The following is a 16,227-nucleotide window of genomic DNA, read 5'->3' as shown; positions in this document are numbered from 1 at the left end:
CCAAGAATTGTTATGTTGCAGGAATATAAATATCGAAGGTTGCACCATTATTTACTTCTCCTTTCGCAGTGATTATGCCATGGTGATTCTCAACAATTTTTTTAACAATGGAAAGTCCTATGCCTGTTCCGATGTATTCATTTTTTGGATGCAGGCGTTGGAATACTTCAAATATTTTTTCACTGTATTGTTGGTCAAACCCAATGCCGTTGTCGGAAATTGAGATATGGCAATATTTTCCCTGAGGAGAGAGATGCTCAATATTAAAGTTTATACCGTAAGCTATTTCACTTTTGATTTTTATGTGTGGTGGAATTTTGGGATTGGAAAACTTTAATGAATTGCCAATCAGATTATGCATGAGTTGTCGAAACTGAAAAGGAATTATATATGCATTGCCTAATTGGATGGTTTCGATAGTGGCAAGTTTTTCCTTCAGTTCCTCCTTAAAATCTTCTTTTATTTCAGCAATTATTTTATTTAGGTCGGTGGTTTCAAACTTGCTCTCAGTTTTATTGGTGCCTGAGTAAGCTAGTAAATCCTGGATAAGGGTTTGCATTCTTTTTGCAGCATTCTGCATTCGGTTAAATATATCTTTGCCATAGTCAGATAAATTCCCTTCTTCTTTTTCTAAAATCCGTGAGGCAAAAGTTTGGATTTTTCTTAAAGGTTCTTGCAGATCGTGACTGGATATGTAGGCGAATGACTGTAACTCTTTGTTCATCCTTTCAAGTTCAATATTTTTTTGTTCCAAAACTTTTTCTGCCCACTTCCTGCCACTGATATCAATGTAAGCACCAAGAAAATATTCCTTATCATCCAAGGTGATAATATCTACTGACGTTAAAGCAAAAAACTTTTCACCTGATTTTTTGGTAAATTCTATTTCCAAGTTGTTGATTTTCCCATGGACCTTTAATTCATTGAATAAAAAATCAGGTTGCAATATGTCAAGTTTTCCCACTTCAGCTGTGGTTTTATTGAATGTTTCCTCACGGCTATATCCAAATATTTGTGTGAACGTATCATTGACCATTACTATTTTCCCCGTAATAGCATCGGTCAATGATTTGCATATAGGTGAAAGGTTAAATAGTTTGTAAAACTTCTCTTCGCTTGCTTTTAACTCAGCTGTTCTTAATAACACTTTATCCTCTAACTCTCTGGTGAAATTTTTTTGCTCATTGATATTTATTCCTGTACCAATAAATCCGGTAAATTCACCTTCTTCCAATCGGGGCACAGCTTTGACGAAAAACCATTCATATTGCTGATTATCTGGATTTAGTACCCGGATTTCAAATGAAAAGGACTGTTGAAGGGATGCTGCTTCGCCAAAAAACCTGTACACCAACGGAATATCATCCGGATGTACATTTTGTTCCCAAATATACCCTGTAAATTCTGTATAATGGGCAATCCCAAAATACCTCAGCACTTCGGGATTAGTATATAAAACATTGACTTCTTTATCTGTAAGCCATACCCACATTGGTGCCTGATCCGCCAGTACTTTGAATTGTTCTTCGGCCTTTTTTTGTTCGGTAATATCTGTATTTGTACCTATCCATCTGACTATTTTTCCTTCTTCATCGGTGACGGGATATCCCCGTGTAAGAAACCACCTGTACTCACCATCGTGTCTGCGCAGGGGAAAAGTGAGTTCAAATGTTTCCTTGACATGCCATACCTTCTTTGCCACTTCCAATACCCGTTCCACATGATCCGGGTGATGTACTTTTTGCCAGCCCCATCCCTGCATTTCTTCCATTGTAAGCCCAGTGTATTCTAACCATCTTTTATTATACCAGTATATCCAACCTTCCCCATCTGCGAGCCAGGCAAGATTTTCCATATTATCTGCCAGGGTACTGAATTGTTCTTCGCTCTTTTTCAATTCATTCTCGGCCTTTTTAATATCAGAATTATCACGACCGGTGCCGGTTATTGCTTCCACCTCCCCTTTTTTGTTAATTACCGGGGCAAAAATGTAATCGTAAATGCGAATCCCCAATTCGGCATGTGGAAATGAAACTTCCCCTCGGATGGGCTTTTTTGTGGCAATCACCTGGTCAATTTCCCGCTCATGCATTTCGGCATGCCAGGGTTCATATCCCAATTCGAGGAAGCCTTTTCCGATGGCATCCTCCCTGCTACATCCCCACATTTTCAACAGTGCCTCATTTGCATATGTGAACCGGTAGTTGAGGTCAAATGCATAAATAAGGTCGGGAGTGTTTTGGGCTATTGTCTCATAGAGCCTTTTGCTTTCTTCTATTTTTTTTCTGGTTTCAACTTTATCGGTAACCTCTGTCACAACTACTATCACACCGGTAATGGTACCATCTTCTTTCAGTGGATAATAGATAAAATCGAAATAACATACATCCTTTACACCATATCGGTTTGTCGGTATAGGGAGTTCAATTCCTCTATAGGGGACTCCGGTGGTTAATACATTATCCAATAGAGCGTGTACGGTTTCCTCTATCTCGGGTAAGCTCTCAAACAATGGTTTATTTGTGAATTCAGTTTCTGCCTTATCTACCAATTGCAGGTATGCATCATTTGCCATTTCCACAATGTACTGAGGCCCCCTTAAAATGGTGATGCCTACCGGGGCCTGTTTCATTGTATTGCGAAAACGCTGATCGATTTCTTCGATTTTCAGTGCTGTTATCACTTTTTCCGTTGTTTCTGAAACGGTAACAAGCACACCCCCCACTTTGCCGGAATCATTGTGAACTGGGTTATAACAGAAAGTCCAGTACGCATCTTCAATCCTTCCGTTCCGGTAAATAGGTACCAAATAATCGTCAAACATTAAGGATTCCCCATTATTCATCACTTTATCGATGAGTGGTCCTATGGTTTCCCATATTTCCGGCCATGCTTCTTTGAAGGGCATGCCCAGTATGGACGGGTGCTTGCCGTCTATCTCTAAACTCGGGCGGTAGGCATCATTATAAAAACAGATTAATTCATCAGACCACCACAGGAACATGGGGGATTTGGAATTCAGCAGGATACCAACTGTGGTGCGTAAACTTGCCGGCCACCCAGATGGGTGGCCTATAGATGTTTTACTCCAATCTTTTGCCCTTGTTAATTCTCCCATTTCACCTTCGGCTCTAAGGAAATAATAGTCGCAATTTTCAGGACTCATATCAGAACAATTTATGTTTCAAGTATAAATTCTTTTCGATCAGGGCGTGTTGATTTATTTTGTGTTAGGAGCGCCACTGCCTTTGATAGGATATTTTTTATTTCACCAAATTCCCTTGGTTTACAAATATAATAAGAGGCTCCTTTTTCATAAAGCAGATCAACTACTTCCTCATTTAGAGAGGTGGAGTAAATAAATATCGGAAGACCCTCAAATTTATCAATTGACCTTATTTCAGTTAAACACTCAATTCCGCTTTTGAGGGGCATATTAAGGTCAAGGAAAAGAGCATCGGGTAATGGTGTTTCTTCTGCAGAAATCAGCTGCATGAGTTGAACTCCGTCAAATACCGTCGTTAGATTAATGGATTCAGGTATTTCATCAATTGCTTCTTTAAAAAAAAAGCAATCATCTGTATCATCATCAGCCAGGAAAAAGTGGAGCGGAGTTAAATTCATTTGACAATTATAAAATTAAATATGAATGGATAACTTGAAAATTGAATAAGTCAGCGGTTTTAAATCATCTAAATCTATCCCTTATAATTTCAAAAAAAAATCTTCCCCCTAAAAAAATGTATTTGTTCCGTAGTATTATTCAGTTCTTAGTTTTGGCTTTCACCACTTCTCTGTGTTCAGTAAAAAAGAAGTGATTATTCGAAGTATGTTTCAGCGTTTCGAACCGGTCGCATTTTGCGACCGATTCAGTTTTTTTCCCGAGTGGACTAATTGCAGTATGTTCGGAATTAATCAGTAAGCGAGTTTCTGGTCGTTCAGTTCTACGTCAAATTTTACTTTTGCTCCTAATACTTTAAACACTTTTAAAATTGTCGAAAATCTCGCATCAGTAGCGCTATTCTCTATTTTGGAAATTTGGGATTTTTTCCCTCCAACAAGTTCTCCTAGTTGTTCTTGGGTCAAGTTCCTTTGCTTTCGGGCAAGTAACAACTTAAATTTTTATATTTAATTCTAGTTTTCCGCCGAAACCAAGTTCTATGATTTTTTGGAGTGTTGAAATTCGAGCTTCTTTAATATTGTTCTCAATTTTTGAAATGTAGGATTTTGTTGTTCCAACTTTTTCTGCAAGTTGTTCCTGTGTCATTCCCATTTCAACACGAGTGTCGTGAATCAAAGCCCCGATTTTGAATGCTTCATAACCTGCTTCAAGTTCGTCACGCTCCTTAGTCCCACGTTTGCCATAGTTCTTTTCTTTAAACTCTTCAAGAGTCGTTAAATTTTTATTTTTCGCTTTCATATTCCGCTTTTATTTTAAGTGCCTTTTCTATTTCTCTCTTGGGTGTCTTTTGTGTTTTCTTTTGAAAACCGTTCGCCAAACAACCAATTGTCCTTGGTCAAAAAAACAGAAAATTCTAAAAATGTTGCTTCCTAGTTGAACACGAATTTCATAAAGTCCGTCCGTGTTCTCGAGGTGTTTTAGATAAGTTTCCGGAACTCTTTGTAAGTCTTCAATCAAGTCAAAAGTCCAAACTATTTTTGCCTTTACTTTTTTACTTTGTTTAGAAAAAAAGTCTTGAAAGTAGTTCTTGTAAAACGTTATATTTCTATGTTTCTGAATTTTATCCACAGTACGAAATTACAAAAGTTTCCCTATAGTGAAACATAAAAGTTAATTTATTTTATGCAAAATGTCATATTGATAGGGTTCTGATAATCAAACATAACTTCATATTAGCACCTTATCCCGGATTTGAAGTGGCTTTATTCACTCAAGATACTTTTTAATTCCCTTTTATATTCTTTGCTTTCAGTCATTCCATTATGCCCCACCCCATCAAGGATAATCAAGTGTATCTTGGATTTAAATTCTTCTTTGAGCCTCAACGAAGATTCATAAGGGATAACCTCATCTTGATTTCCATGAAAAATGGTAACAGTGCAGTTTTCTAGATATTCATTATTGGCAAATTTATACCTTAAAATAAAGGTCGGAAGAAAGGGGAACAATTGGCCCGCAAGATCAGTCAGGCTGTAATAAGGTGCCTGTAAAATCAATCGCTTAGGAGTATTCTCTGAAGCAAGGTATGAGGCCATTCCTGTTCCAATGGAATAGCCTAATATGATGATATCCTGTTCATTGTATTCCTTCTTAAGGTTATCATAAACCATTTGATTGTCATCAAACAATTGTTTTTGGCTTGTTATTTTTCCTTCACTCTTTCCATAACCTCTATAGTCAAGAATAAAAACATCATAATCCAATTCAGTATAAGCTTCTGCTACATACCCCCAACCGTTTATTGATCCTGCATTGCCATGTAGATAAAAAATCAGACCCTTTGTACTATCAGCCTTAAATAAAAGCCCATTCAATAATTTCCCATCCGCTGTTTCGAAATTCCGCTCTTCAAATTTTTGCCCAAAATCGAATTGGTGGTTTTTTTCCAAGGTTTCAGGAAAAAAAATCAGTTTTTCCTGAAAGTAGTAAAAAGCAACGCATACAATAATGTATATCCCTACAATTACTAATATGAAGTACAGAAGTTTTCCTACCATTTTTTTAAATAATTTCTTGTCAAGTAACGCAAATCCAGTGTCGGGGTAAATTTTAACCAACTCCAAATTCTTCCATCAAAGTCAGGCCATAATTCCTTATGGCATCTATGATGGGAATGGCACTCAGCCCCCTTTCAGTAATGGTATATTCCACCTTTGGCGGTACCACAGGATAAACCTTTCTGGTAATAAACCCTTCCTTTTCCAACTCCCTCAACTGACTGGTCAGCATCTTATGGGTAATGTGCGGAATATCTTTTTTGAGTTCACCATATCGCATCACCTTTTCTTTCAGCCTCCAGAGTATCGGCATTTTCCAGGTCCCTCCTATCCTATCCATGGCAAACTCGACAGGGTTGTAATACAGTTTTTTGTTAAATAAGAAATCAGGCATAATCTGTCAATTTTCCATTTCTTACCATAAGGTGCATATCGTTTACTTTAGTAAGTATATTGTTAAAGGTAATATAAAAATCAAACTTTGTTTCCATACAATAAAAATACTTCAATCATGAATCAAGTACAGGAAAAACAAAGTTACGTGCACTTCCACGGTGCACCGGCAAAAGGTAAAATTTTGATGGTTGCCAGTTCCCCTGCTGTATCCAAACAAACAGGCTGGCCGATTGGATTCTGGGCTGCAGAACTGACCCACCCGCTTAGGGTATTTCAGGAAGCAGGTTATGAAGTGGAACTGGTATCCACTGAAGGGGGAAAACTGGAAATGGACGGCTACTCCAATCCAACCGACCCAAGCGGCTATTCTGCCCATGATGTAATTTCCCTAGGCTACCTGCAAAAGCCGGAGTTCAATACCATGCTCGAAAACACCAAAAAACTAACTGAAGTCAATCCTTCAGATTTTGCAGCTATCTTTCTGGTGGGAGGTCAAGGACCGATGTTCACATTTCGGGGCAACAAAGACCTGGAAAAACTTTTTGTTGCATTTTATGAAGCGGGCAAGCCCAGTGCGGCTGTTTGCCACTCCACTACCCTACTTCTGGAAGCAAAAAAATCCAATGGGGAGCTTTTGATAAATGGAAATACCTGGACGGGTTTAGCTGATGCGGAAGAGGAGTTAGTCGATCAGGCAGTAGGCATGAAACTCCAACCTTACCGGATAGAGGATGAAGCCAAAAAGATTTCGGACACACACTTCAAAGTAGCTCCCCCCTTTGCTTCCTACGCCATCAAAGACGGTAATCTGATCACAGGTCAGCAACAAAATTCAGGAGCTGCGGCAGCGGAGATGGTTGTGGAAATGCTGAATGACTCTTAAGAAAAATTTATGATTGTCAAAAGAAATTTTAACCCAATCAAGGTTTTTCAATTCGTCCAAAAGGAATTCATCTTTTCCTTATTGATTTCATTACTTGTTTGGGTACTCTATAATTATCGAATCAGTGCAGTAGCCTTACCCTTCTCTATTTCTGCCATTCTCGGAAGTGCTCTGGCCATTTTCATTGCCTTCCGGAACAACAGTTCCTATGGACGCTGGTGGGAGGCAAGAACACTCTGGGGAGGAATTGTCAATTCCAGTCGGGTTTTGGCCCGCTTGGTAATCACCTTTGCGGACAGCCACTCCCATCAGGCCAATTATGACCGGGAAAGAAGTGAATCCTTTAAAAAGCAGTTGGTTTATGCCTGTATCGCCTGGGTACATGCACTGAGGCTTAACCTGAGAAAACAGGAAAACTGGGAAGAATTAAAACCCTTGCTCAGTTCTGAAGATTACCAAGTATTGCTACAGAGCCAAAATAAACCCAATTACCTCCAACTTCAGATGGGAAAAAAAATATATGAGGCTATGTCCAATGGTACTTTGGGAGGTTTTGATTCCTTTCAGATGGAAGGGCAGTTACTGGCCCTGGCCAATTATCAGGGAGGCTGTGAGCGGATCAAAAACACGCCTTTGCTCAGGCAATATGATTTTTTCACCAGGCTGTTTCTGTACGCATTCATGCTGCTCCTCCCCTTTTCTTTGATTGGGGATTTCAGCAGGTTGGAGATTGGTTATATGATGATTCCTGTTTCATTGATCATTTCCTTTGTTTTCGCCATATTGGCCAAAGTCGGAGAAGTTAATGAGGATCCTTTCGAAAACAGGATCACGGATGTTCCGCTTACATCACTTTGTATTGGGATAGAGCGGGATTTGAGAGAAATGCTGGGAGAAAAATCCATTCCTGACAATCTGGTTCCAGTTTCAGGATACTTGGATTGAAAAAATGGCGCTTTCTTCAAGTAACCTGGAATTCAATTACAAACCGTACTCTTACCTTTCCGATAGGCAGGGAAGTCCGAAGTCAGAAGTAAATCATGAAGGAGAAGGGATAAAAGCCTGTCTCGAAGTATTTCGGGGGATAAAGGACAAGGTAGAAAAATGCCGTAGGCATGACCGAAATTATAGCCCGGTAATTTATTGCCGGGATTAATGATTAGAATTGGATCCTAAAGTGCCTTAGGCACGGACGATATAAAAACAATCAAAAAGTGTCAAGTAATTTCAGGACGTGACAGGTAGTGCGTCATTGCGAGGAGCACTTGGGAAACTTTGATATTTTGAACAGTCCTTCGTGCGACGTGGCAATCTCTTTAGATGAAAGATGAGGGGTGAAACAAAAAAAAACAATAAAAAAGTGTCTAGTATATTCAGGACGTGATACAATTAAAAATTTTATACTAAAAACAATACAATTATGAAAATAGCAATCATCGGAACCGGTAATGTCGGTGGGGCACTCGCTGCCAAATGGGCGAAAGCCGGACATGAAATTAATCTTGGCGTGCAGGACACAGCAGTATATAAAGGCCGAGAACTGCTGGACAATCCCAACACGAAAGTTTATCCGGTAATGGAAGCAGTTGCCCTTTCGGAGGTTATCCTTATCGCTACTCCTGCCACTGTGGCCGTAGAAGTCGCCAAAAGTCTTGGGGGTACCTCGGGAAAAATCATCATAGATGCCATGAATATCATCATGGGCAGAGGACCGCAAGGGTTCAAAACGACCTCAGAAGCCATTTTGGCAAATACCCAAACCAAGGATGTAGTCAAATGCTTCAATACGACCGGATTTAACAACATGGTAAACCCAGTTTATGGGGAAAAGGCCATTGACCTATTTGTAGCCGGTGACAGTGAAAAGGGTAAATCCGCTGCTATCCAATTGGCCAAAGATGCCGGATTTGCGGAGTGCTACCCTATAGGAGGAAATGATAAATTTGAACTGATGGAGCAGTTTGCCTGGTTCTGGATCAACTTGGCCATGTTTCAGGGACAGGGAAGGGAGATTGGGTTTAAGTTGCTGAAGAGATAGAGGTTGGTTTGGCAAATAGGGCCGGAAAAAATGAAATCAAAAACTACATCTCCGGAATTATAAAGCCATTTGTAAATTGTTCCTGAAATTCTTTTGCGATTTCTAATAGCTTTTTGTCTTCCCATTTACGCCCGTGAAGAGATATTCCTGCCGGTAAACCATTTTTTGCAATACCGATAGGAATAACTACCACTGGATGGCCCCCTATGGAAGTATCAAAATTAAATCGGCCTAAGGCATCAGCATAGGCCACTTTTTTGCCGTTGACTAAAAATGGCTTTCCTGCTTTTTGATGTTTAAAAGCGGTAATGGATGCTACAGGAGTTATCCAAAGATCATAATTATTAAAAAAATCAATAAACTGATCCCCAATTTTTTCCTTTGCCTCAGTCGTTTTCAAATGCATATTGGGAGACATGCGGATACCTCTATAAGTACTCCGTGCCCAATGGATGTCCCGGTATTTAATAAGTAAAAACAAGAACATGAAAATGCTTGTAATAAAAGGAGGCATGGGAGAGCCAGATGAAACTTCAAACCCCATAAACCTGCCATTGATTCTATATGCCAAATCTGCATCATAATCCGGTTGATCTTCCTTTATGGAATGACCGGCCGACTTGATTTTGGTAAGGAAGTTGGATATCAAATCCTGATAATCATCCTGAACTTCCAATCCATACATAGTCCTTGAATAGGCGATCTTTAATGGAGATTTATCCCAACTGCTTCGATTGAAATCAACAGGGTAAATTTCTGAAATTTCCGGTTGATGTGTCAGGACAGACATGGCGAGTAACAAGTCGTCAACTGTCCTTGCCATCGGACCGGCCACTGTAATCTGTCTTTGTCCCTGCGGCTTTCCGGGAGCAAGAAACTGGCCCCGATTGGAAAGCGTCTGTTCTGTCGGCCTAATACCACAAACACCACAAAAATGAGCGGGCACCCGTATAGAACCTCCTGCATCAGAGCCTAATTCTAAAGGCGTAAAACCCATTGCTAAGGCTGCAGCCGATCCTCCTGAACTACCTCCTGCAACATATTCTGTATTATACGGATTGTTTGTTTGGCCAAACCAGGTATTTGTGGTTTGCCAATCAATAGAAAACAAAGGAAGGTTTGTTTTTCCTATGATGATCGCTCCTGAATTTCTCAACTTTTGAACGAGTACAGCATCTTCCTTTGCTACATTCTTTCGAAGGGAAGGAATTCCCAAGGAACTAATCAACCCTTTAACATTAAAAGCATCTTTGACAGTCATTGGAAGCCCATGCAGCGGACCCATCAATTCGCCATTTTTCAACATAAGATCTTTTTGCTCCGCTTCCAGTAGCAATACCTCCCTGTCTTTTAAGTCAGTAATCGCATTAATTTTAGGCTGATACTTCTCTATTTGTTCCAAGAAAGCCTGTAAAACTTCCTTTGAACTGACTTTACCACTGTGTATCAATGATAAAATTTCAATGGCCGACTTAAAAATTATACTTTCCATAGGCTTTAATTTAGAGAATTTCACATTCTTTGTTTGGATTTTTCCCTCAATGGCTCCGTGATGAGTGGTATATGCAAAAAATGCACTAACCACAATTTCGTCTAATTCCTGTTACTTGAGGATGTTTTTGAGATGTTTGGTTATGACACTTCTTTCTCTTACAAAAAGTTGAGCAATTTGCTCTTGGGTAAGCCAAAGCGTTTCATTATCCTCATCCACCCTCACCTCAATATGTTCAGCAAGTTCATCGGGCCTATATAAGATGATTTCGTTTTTCATGTACAGTTATATATTTTTTGAAAGGTCAAGGAATACTTGACAGTTGCTCTGTTTTTGCCACCATGCCCTTGATATCACAAAATATGATATCAAGTTTTCATTTTGAATTCTTTTTACACCCTCATTCAATACCCGGATTTCTTCCTGATATTTTTCTGCTAAATCACGGTCTATCATCACCTGAAAACCACGAAAAGTAAAAATCCGGTTTTCAATATGTTTTTGGGATAGGATACTGATGTTCTGTCTATTCGTCTATGTAAACCATTGACTTATTGTCTTGGTATTACGCTGCTTTCTGATTGTAAAGGTGTTCTTGAAATTCGATAAACAGCCTGCTGATATTCGCTACGTCTCCCAAAATTTCTTTGGCATCTTCCAAGGATTGATACTTGTTGGTCAGCAGGATGGGGAGTTTGTCCTGATCGAGTTCGTCCACTCCGGTTTCAATGTATTTGCTCAATACGAAAGTGATAAACTCTTTTTGTTTGTCATTGAGCAGGGCAAAAATCGTTGCTTCAGCTGCCTTGGCACGGGCTTCCCGGGTCATGGCAATATAGTCGCCATTGAATACATATTCCAATACATCGTACAGATCGCTTTTCTCCATATCGACCAACTTTTGCAAAGTCAATAAATCATCTTTGGGATAACCAGCTGTATCCAAATTCTCCAACAAAGTTTTTCTTGTAATTGGATTGCTCCAAAGTTTCCTTAATTCTTCTTCATCCTTGAAAAGTCTGGGCAACTCGCCAAAAAGATTGCTCAAAAATTCTTCTGCCGAAATGGGTTTGCCGTCTGCGCTCCAAAAAGAAGTGGAAATCATATGTTGTATTTCCCGTTCCTTACCCTTTTTCAGTTTGACTTTTATTTTCTTTTTGCAGACACAAGGCCGCTCTCCACATTTCTCACAAGGTGGTAGTGGTTCTTTTTCGCAGATGCATGGCCTTTGACCGCATACGGTGCAAGGTTGGGGCGGGACATATTCGCATTCACAGGGATTTTGACCACACTTTTTGCAAGGCTCTTCTTCCAAAGGTTCTCCATCCCATTCAGGGTCTGAAAAATGCTTGTAGGCATCTACAAAGTCGTAGATGGTAAAAAACTCCTTGCCGTCAAATAACCTCGTTCCACGCCCTACGATTTGTTTAAACTCAATCATGGAGTTGACCGGACGGAGCAAGACAATGTTGCGGATATTCCTGGCATCTACTCCTGTGGAGAGTTTCTGCGAAGTGGTCAGAATGGTGGGGATTGTTTTTTCGTTGTCCTGAAATTCTCTCAACAATCTTTCCCCTTCTTCTCCGTCATTGGCAGTTACCCGAACACAATAGAATGGATCTTTACTTTTCGCATATTGATTGACCAAATCTCTTATCAAAGCTGCATGTGCTTGATTGGCACAAAAAATAATTGTCTTTTCCTTTTGGTTTGCCTCTTCCAAAAAGATGTTCACTCTTTTTGCCTCTCGTTCAACAATCTCAATCGTTCGGTTAAAGTCCTTTTCTTCATAGAGTTTGCCTGCTTCAATTTCTCCTTCCACAATCGTGTCGTCCGAAGTATAGCGGTAATCGTCCAAAGTGGTTTTGATGCTTTTTACTTTGAAAGGCGTGAGGAAACCATCATTGATACCTTCCTTCAGCGAATAGATATAGACAGGTTCGCCAAAGTAGCGGTAAGTGTCCACATTATCTTTTCGCTTGGGTGTGGCGGTCAGGCCCAATTGCACTGCGGGACTAAAATATTCCAGAATGCCCCGCCAATTGCTTTCGTCATTTGCGCCCCCACGGTGACACTCATCAATGATGATAAAATCAAAAAAATCTTTTGGGTATTGTCCAAAATTATAATTGGAAGTATGGTATTCTCCAAGGGGCTCGGCAGCCACTAGGAACTCATTATTTTCGATGATATCATTTTCCTTTTCTGTCCCGGAGCTTGACATAAAGGTTTGAAAAATGGTAAAGAAAATGCTGCCATTGGTCGGCACTTTTCCGCTTTTTTTGATCTCGTTGGGTTTGATCCGCAACAAAGCATCTTCGGGAAATGACGAAAAGGAATTGTAGGCTTGGTCTGCTAAGATATTTCTATCCGCTAAAAACAAAATCCTCGGTCGTCTTGCCGACTCATGGGGCCTGTTGGCATGTTGGACTGTCCAACGGGTCTGAAACAATTTCCAGGCAATCTGAAAAGCAATGGCCGTTTTTCCTGTTCCTGTGGCGAGGGTAAGCAAAATGCGGTCTTGCCCCTTAGCCAATGCCTCCAAGGTATTTTTAACGGCTATTTCCTGATAGTAGCGCAGTTGCCAAGTGCCGCTTTTATCTTCAAAGGGTACATGTGCAAATTTCTCTCTCCATACTTCGGCAGGTACAGTATACGAGTCGTCTTTAGGGCTTGATGCCGGAAAGGTCTTGTCCCAAAGCTGTTCGGGGCTGAGGTAATCGGTTACCAAACCCTCAACCCCTGTTTTCATGCAGATTTGGTAAATGCTTTTTCCGTTACTGCAGTAGGTGGTTTCTAATTGTAGCTTCTCCGCATATTTTTTGGCTTGCATGACCCCTGCCCCTACTTCCTGAACTTCACTTTTGGCTTCTATGATCGCCAACTTGATGCCTTTATAAACCAACACATAATCAGCAATTTCTCTTCTGCCCCTTCCCCCACCGGTCTGAATCTTACCTGCGGTAATATTGTATTCCCGAAGGACCTTAGAGCCTTCCACAACACCCCACCCACAAGCTTTTAGCTTGGGGTCTATAAGTTCTGCCCGGGTTTCTGATTCGTTCATTTATTATTTTTTATTGTTATGTGGGACTCGTGAAACTCGTGGAACCCCGTCCCACGGGTCCCAAATATCCCATTATATTCAAGGCTTCTTCTTTTTCCTCTCCTCAATTCTAGCCCTCGTCATTCTTTCTCTCAATCCCCCCTCTTTTATAAAAGCAATCTCCAATTGCTTTATCTGCTGCTTAAGCAGATAGGTGCAGATTTTGATTAGGGTGATCATGGCATTAGCACAGATCTCGGGGTCCTCGTGCTCGATGGCTTTTTTGAAGGTATCGTAGGTTGGAGTGGGGATACTCTTGTTCAACTCACGAATGCGGGCCACTAGGCGATGATTCTTTTCCCAAATGGGCAGCTTCCTGGTTCTCAGAAAGTCCTCATAGTCAATCTGCAGTTCTTCCAGACTTGCCCGGGCTACATTGGTGAGCTTGATTTCCATTTCCTTGGAAGTGGCAGAAGCCATACTGCCCTCTGCGATATTCTGCTTGCCACTGCGGGCGGCTTGGACCATTTGACCTACGGTGCGGTCATATTTATGAAAAAAGCGATTGGTGAAATACACGGTGCCATCATAGATGATTTCTGCTTTCTGATAACTGAACAGATTGCGGTAACCTCCATGGGAGGGGATAAAGCCTTCGGTATTTTTATCCTGATCGCTCATTTTTTATGATGACTTCCCTGATTGCATTTTCGATTATCGGATTCTCTCTTTATAAATTCCCAATTTGTAAGCAATCGTTTCGCCTTTTTTTCCTCTATTCAGCGGCATGGGCAAAACCGTGCAAGAGATGTTCCTATTGTTTAAGTTAAATGTAAGAAATTCCGGTGAATGAATTTTATCACGTATCTGATTGATCGGGACAGGGTCCTGCCCGTTTAGGGAATGAAGAAACCACAATGCTGCATTTTTGTAGAGAAAAAGTTCAAAGGGATGCCTTCTCATACCACCACCTCCTTTTCAGTTTTCAACTCCCCCGCAAATGCTTTTTGTAGGATTGATTTTTTCAGCTCTTCCAAATCATCCAGTTTCTTTTGGTAGAGGACTTCCAACTTTTGTGTTTCGGATCGCAGGGCATCTAATCGACGGACGATGGTTTGTTGTTCTGCAATGGGAGGAAACGGAATTGGAATTCTATTCAACATTGCTTGATTTAATTTAGGCTGTGCCATTCCACTTACAAAATCATCAATCTTAATTGAATTGATATAGGTTTCTACAAATTTCTGTGTTGTTAAATTTGGAAATTTCAAAACATGTGCATGATTGTTTACCCAAGCTTTTCCTGAAATTGAAAAAGCAATAGGATAAGTTCTTGCTAAAAGATTTGCACCATCTTCTGAAATACAAAGCAAATCTTCATCAAAAAGGTAGTCTTCAACATGATCTACAATCCCTGAAGCTCCATAATATGGAATATCTCCGCTTTTTCTTATGTTTTTGGTAATTGGAACTCTTTTACTATCGAGGTTTTCAGAAATTTGATTGAGCGTTTTCGTTTCCCAATCCCCCTTTTCAAACACCCCCTGCAAATAGCTTTCAAAAAGTTCCTTGGCATTTTTGAGGTTTTGTTCGGCATTGGCTTTGGCCTTGGCTATGGCGGCAAAGGCTTCATCTAATATGAAAATTATGCTATGTTGTTCGGGGAGGGGTGGGATTGGTACTTCAAGTTCTGCTAAATTTGTCTGAGATAATGTTGGAGTTGCTGCTCCACCTATTATTCCATCCACCTGCTTCTTAAAAGAGTTAGTTGTCAGAGCATAATACAAAAACCTATTAGAGCATTTTAATTCTTTTAAAACTACAAATTGTGGATTTATCGTTGCTCGCGCCGGTAAATCTTCTACTAATGCTACTTTGCCAAAAGTTGAACCGGTTTTAACAAATAAGATATCACCATTAAAAACCATTATTTCTGGTGACTCTTCATACTTAAACCATGAAATGTAAGTGCATTCATTTGAATTGAATTTGTTGTTTTGGATATTTGATGGACTTAATGAAATTGCTCCATATCCTTTTTCAACCAAATCCTGTTTTGTGTAACCCCTATATCCAATTCGCCCTTTTATAGTGCATACATCCCCCAACTTCTTTATTTCCCAACCCTTCGGCAGGCTCAGGGCATCGCCTTTCTGGTAAGTGAGTTTATCAAAGCTCATATCATTCCCTTTATTTCGTTCATAATTCCTTCCACCGACTTCGTTTCCAACTTTGAAAATGCAAACCACTTCTTTCCCAAGTCTTTCAGCGACGCACCTAAATGATACACTTCTTTACCATCAATAATCAAAAAACGGTCGTGGCTTTGGTTGAAGGTTTTTAGTTCAAAGTTGCCATATTGGGCATTGGCTTTTTGTACATCTAATAGCAGTTTTTTGTTTGCCTGTCCTGAGCCTGTAGAAGGGGTTTTGCTGAGTAAATGCACTTTTACGCCTTTGTCCTTTTTGGCTAGATGGGTAAGGGTATTTTCGTCAATGTAATTGTCAATTAGCACAATACTTTGTTTTGCAGAGCGGATGATTTTGGAAGCAAGCTCGTATGCATCAAATATTTGGCCGTCAAAAAACACGCCTTGGGTGGGGATTAGATGTGTGTTGATTTGCAGGTCTATTCGGTCAACTTTGCTTTTAAGGTTTTCCAAATTATCTTCCAACCGGTTCATACGGTTGTTT

At 40.1% G+C, this 16,227-nt stretch carries 15 protein-coding genes and 3 pseudogenes; 4 read left to right on the top strand and 14 right to left on the bottom strand.

The genetic code is table 11. The features are described 5' to 3' along the window. Nucleotides 1-10: 10 nt before the first annotated feature. From ACEW8O_RS22805 to ACEW8O_RS22775, 7 genes and pseudogenes are all read right to left on the bottom strand, one after another. Complete coding sequence (locus ACEW8O_RS22805) at nucleotides 11-3,166, bottom strand: PAS domain S-box protein (RefSeq protein WP_373496935.1); 3,156 nt, start codon at nucleotides 3,164-3,166, stop codon at nucleotides 11-13. An 11-nt stretch (nucleotides 3,167-3,177) separates the two neighbouring features. After that, on the bottom strand, nucleotides 3,178-3,624 hold the full coding sequence (locus tag ACEW8O_RS22800) for a response regulator (RefSeq protein WP_373496934.1): 447 nt from the start codon (nucleotides 3,622-3,624) through the stop codon (nucleotides 3,178-3,180). 291 nt (nucleotides 3,625-3,915) lie between these two features. Next, a pseudogene (locus ACEW8O_RS22795) lies at nucleotides 3,916-4,104 on the bottom strand (helix-turn-helix domain-containing protein); the annotation flags it as partial. A gap of 10 nt (nucleotides 4,105-4,114) precedes the next feature. Beyond that, nucleotides 4,115-4,420: a helix-turn-helix domain-containing protein gene (locus ACEW8O_RS22790; protein ID WP_373496933.1), complete on the bottom strand. Its 306-nt coding sequence runs from the start codon at nucleotides 4,418-4,420 to the stop codon at nucleotides 4,115-4,117. Beyond that, nucleotides 4,404-4,750: pseudogene (locus tag ACEW8O_RS22785) on the bottom strand (type II toxin-antitoxin system RelE/ParE family toxin). The gene ACEW8O_RS22790 and the pseudogene ACEW8O_RS22785 overlap by 17 nt, the downstream one beginning before the upstream one ends. A gap of 134 nt (nucleotides 4,751-4,884) precedes the next feature. Beyond that, a complete protein-coding gene (locus ACEW8O_RS22780; RefSeq protein ID WP_373496932.1) occupies nucleotides 4,885-5,679 on the bottom strand; it encodes an alpha/beta hydrolase in 795 nt (264 codons plus the stop codon). 52 nt (nucleotides 5,680-5,731) lie between these two features. Then, nucleotides 5,732-6,073: a winged helix-turn-helix transcriptional regulator gene (locus ACEW8O_RS22775; RefSeq protein WP_373496931.1), complete on the bottom strand. Its 342-nt coding sequence runs from the start codon at nucleotides 6,071-6,073 to the stop codon at nucleotides 5,732-5,734. A 117-nt stretch (nucleotides 6,074-6,190) separates the two neighbouring features. Here ACEW8O_RS22775 and ACEW8O_RS22770 point away from each other — a divergent pair, with 117 nt between their 5' ends. The 4 genes from ACEW8O_RS22770 to ACEW8O_RS22755 all read left to right on the top strand — a co-directional run bounded on the left by ACEW8O_RS22770 (nucleotide 6,191) and on the right by ACEW8O_RS22755 (nucleotide 8,996). After that, the gene (locus ACEW8O_RS22770) at nucleotides 6,191-6,958 is read left to right on the top strand and encodes a type 1 glutamine amidotransferase domain-containing protein (protein ID WP_373496930.1); all 768 of its coding nucleotides are present in this window, start codon (nucleotides 6,191-6,193) and stop codon (nucleotides 6,956-6,958) included. A gap of 9 nt (nucleotides 6,959-6,967) precedes the next feature. After that, the gene (locus ACEW8O_RS22765; RefSeq protein WP_373496929.1) at nucleotides 6,968-7,903 is read left to right on the top strand and encodes a bestrophin family protein; all 936 of its coding nucleotides are present in this window, start codon (nucleotides 6,968-6,970) and stop codon (nucleotides 7,901-7,903) included. 4 nt (nucleotides 7,904-7,907) lie between these two features. After that, nucleotides 7,908-8,114, top strand: a complete 207-nt coding sequence (locus ACEW8O_RS22760; RefSeq protein ID WP_373496928.1) for a hypothetical protein — start codon at nucleotides 7,908-7,910, stop codon at nucleotides 8,112-8,114. A gap of 264 nt (nucleotides 8,115-8,378) precedes the next feature. Next, nucleotides 8,379-8,996: an NADPH-dependent F420 reductase gene (locus ACEW8O_RS22755; RefSeq protein WP_373496927.1), complete on the top strand. Its 618-nt coding sequence runs from the start codon at nucleotides 8,379-8,381 to the stop codon at nucleotides 8,994-8,996. 43 nt (nucleotides 8,997-9,039) lie between these two features. Here ACEW8O_RS22755 and ACEW8O_RS22750 read toward each other — a convergent pair whose 3' ends face one another. From ACEW8O_RS22750 to ACEW8O_RS22720, 7 genes and pseudogenes are all read right to left on the bottom strand, one after another. Next, the gene (locus ACEW8O_RS22750; RefSeq protein WP_373496926.1) at nucleotides 9,040-10,488 is read right to left on the bottom strand and encodes an amidase; all 1,449 of its coding nucleotides are present in this window, start codon (nucleotides 10,486-10,488) and stop codon (nucleotides 9,040-9,042) included. A gap of 111 nt (nucleotides 10,489-10,599) precedes the next feature. Continuing rightward, nucleotides 10,600-10,767, bottom strand: a complete 168-nt coding sequence (locus tag ACEW8O_RS22745; protein WP_373496925.1) for a hypothetical protein — start codon at nucleotides 10,765-10,767, stop codon at nucleotides 10,600-10,602. Nucleotides 10,768-10,773: 6 nt separating this feature from the next. Continuing rightward, on the bottom strand, nucleotides 10,774-10,971 hold the full coding sequence (locus ACEW8O_RS22740; RefSeq protein WP_373496954.1) for an ORF6N domain-containing protein: 198 nt from the start codon (nucleotides 10,969-10,971) through the stop codon (nucleotides 10,774-10,776). Between the two features lie 82 nt (nucleotides 10,972-11,053). Then, nucleotides 11,054-13,555, bottom strand: a complete 2,502-nt coding sequence (gene hsdR / locus ACEW8O_RS22735) for an EcoAI/FtnUII family type I restriction enzme subunit R (protein WP_373496924.1) — start codon at nucleotides 13,553-13,555, stop codon at nucleotides 11,054-11,056. 78 nt (nucleotides 13,556-13,633) lie between these two features. Continuing rightward, nucleotides 13,634-14,215: a four helix bundle suffix domain-containing protein gene (locus tag ACEW8O_RS22730; RefSeq protein ID WP_373496923.1), complete on the bottom strand. Its 582-nt coding sequence runs from the start codon at nucleotides 14,213-14,215 to the stop codon at nucleotides 13,634-13,636. Nucleotides 14,216-14,493: 278 nt separating this feature from the next. Then, nucleotides 14,494-15,714, bottom strand: a complete 1,221-nt coding sequence (locus ACEW8O_RS22725) for a restriction endonuclease subunit S (RefSeq protein WP_373496922.1) — start codon at nucleotides 15,712-15,714, stop codon at nucleotides 14,494-14,496. Next, nucleotides 15,711-16,227: pseudogene (locus tag ACEW8O_RS22720) on the bottom strand (hypothetical protein); the annotation flags it as partial. The pseudogene ACEW8O_RS22720 and the gene ACEW8O_RS22725, both read right to left, overlap by 4 nt.

Origin of the sequence: Aquiflexum sp. (assembly GCF_041749095.1) — a bacterium.
Classification (GTDB): Bacteria; Bacteroidota; Bacteroidia; order Cytophagales; family Cyclobacteriaceae; genus Aquiflexum.
Note: the sequence above shows the minus strand (reverse complement) of the source record. Positions and strands in the feature narration are given on the sequence as shown.

Excerpts from the sequence above, each read along its gene's own strand:
- ACEW8O_RS22805 (WP_373496935.1), bottom strand. The coding sequence starts at position 3,166 with ATGAGTCCTGAAAATTGCGACTATTATTTCCTTAGAGCCGAAGGTGAA.
- ACEW8O_RS22800 (WP_373496934.1), bottom strand. The coding sequence starts at position 3,624 with ATGAATTTAACTCCGCTCCACTTTTTCCTGGCTGATGATGATACAGAT.
- ACEW8O_RS22790 (WP_373496933.1), bottom strand. The coding sequence starts at position 4,420 with ATGAAAGCGAAAAATAAAAATTTAACGACTCTTGAAGAGTTTAAAGAA.
- ACEW8O_RS22780 (WP_373496932.1), bottom strand. The coding sequence starts at position 5,679 with ATGGTAGGAAAACTTCTGTACTTCATATTAGTAATTGTAGGGATATAC.
- ACEW8O_RS22775 (WP_373496931.1), bottom strand. The coding sequence starts at position 6,073 with ATGCCTGATTTCTTATTTAACAAAAAACTGTATTACAACCCTGTCGAG.
- ACEW8O_RS22770 (WP_373496930.1), top strand. The coding sequence starts at position 6,191 with ATGAATCAAGTACAGGAAAAACAAAGTTACGTGCACTTCCACGGTGCA.
- ACEW8O_RS22765 (WP_373496929.1), top strand. The coding sequence starts at position 6,968 with ATGATTGTCAAAAGAAATTTTAACCCAATCAAGGTTTTTCAATTCGTC.
- ACEW8O_RS22760 (WP_373496928.1), top strand. The coding sequence starts at position 7,908 with ATGGCGCTTTCTTCAAGTAACCTGGAATTCAATTACAAACCGTACTCT.
- ACEW8O_RS22755 (WP_373496927.1), top strand. The coding sequence starts at position 8,379 with ATGAAAATAGCAATCATCGGAACCGGTAATGTCGGTGGGGCACTCGCT.
- ACEW8O_RS22750 (WP_373496926.1), bottom strand. The coding sequence starts at position 10,488 with ATGGAAAGTATAATTTTTAAGTCGGCCATTGAAATTTTATCATTGATA.
- ACEW8O_RS22745 (WP_373496925.1), bottom strand. The coding sequence starts at position 10,767 with ATGAAAAACGAAATCATCTTATATAGGCCCGATGAACTTGCTGAACAT.
- hsdR (WP_373496924.1), bottom strand. The coding sequence starts at position 13,555 with ATGAACGAATCAGAAACCCGGGCAGAACTTATAGACCCCAAGCTAAAA.
- ACEW8O_RS22730 (WP_373496923.1), bottom strand. The coding sequence starts at position 14,215 with ATGAGCGATCAGGATAAAAATACCGAAGGCTTTATCCCCTCCCATGGA.
- ACEW8O_RS22725 (WP_373496922.1), bottom strand. The coding sequence starts at position 15,714 with ATGAGCTTTGATAAACTCACTTACCAGAAAGGCGATGCCCTGAGCCTG.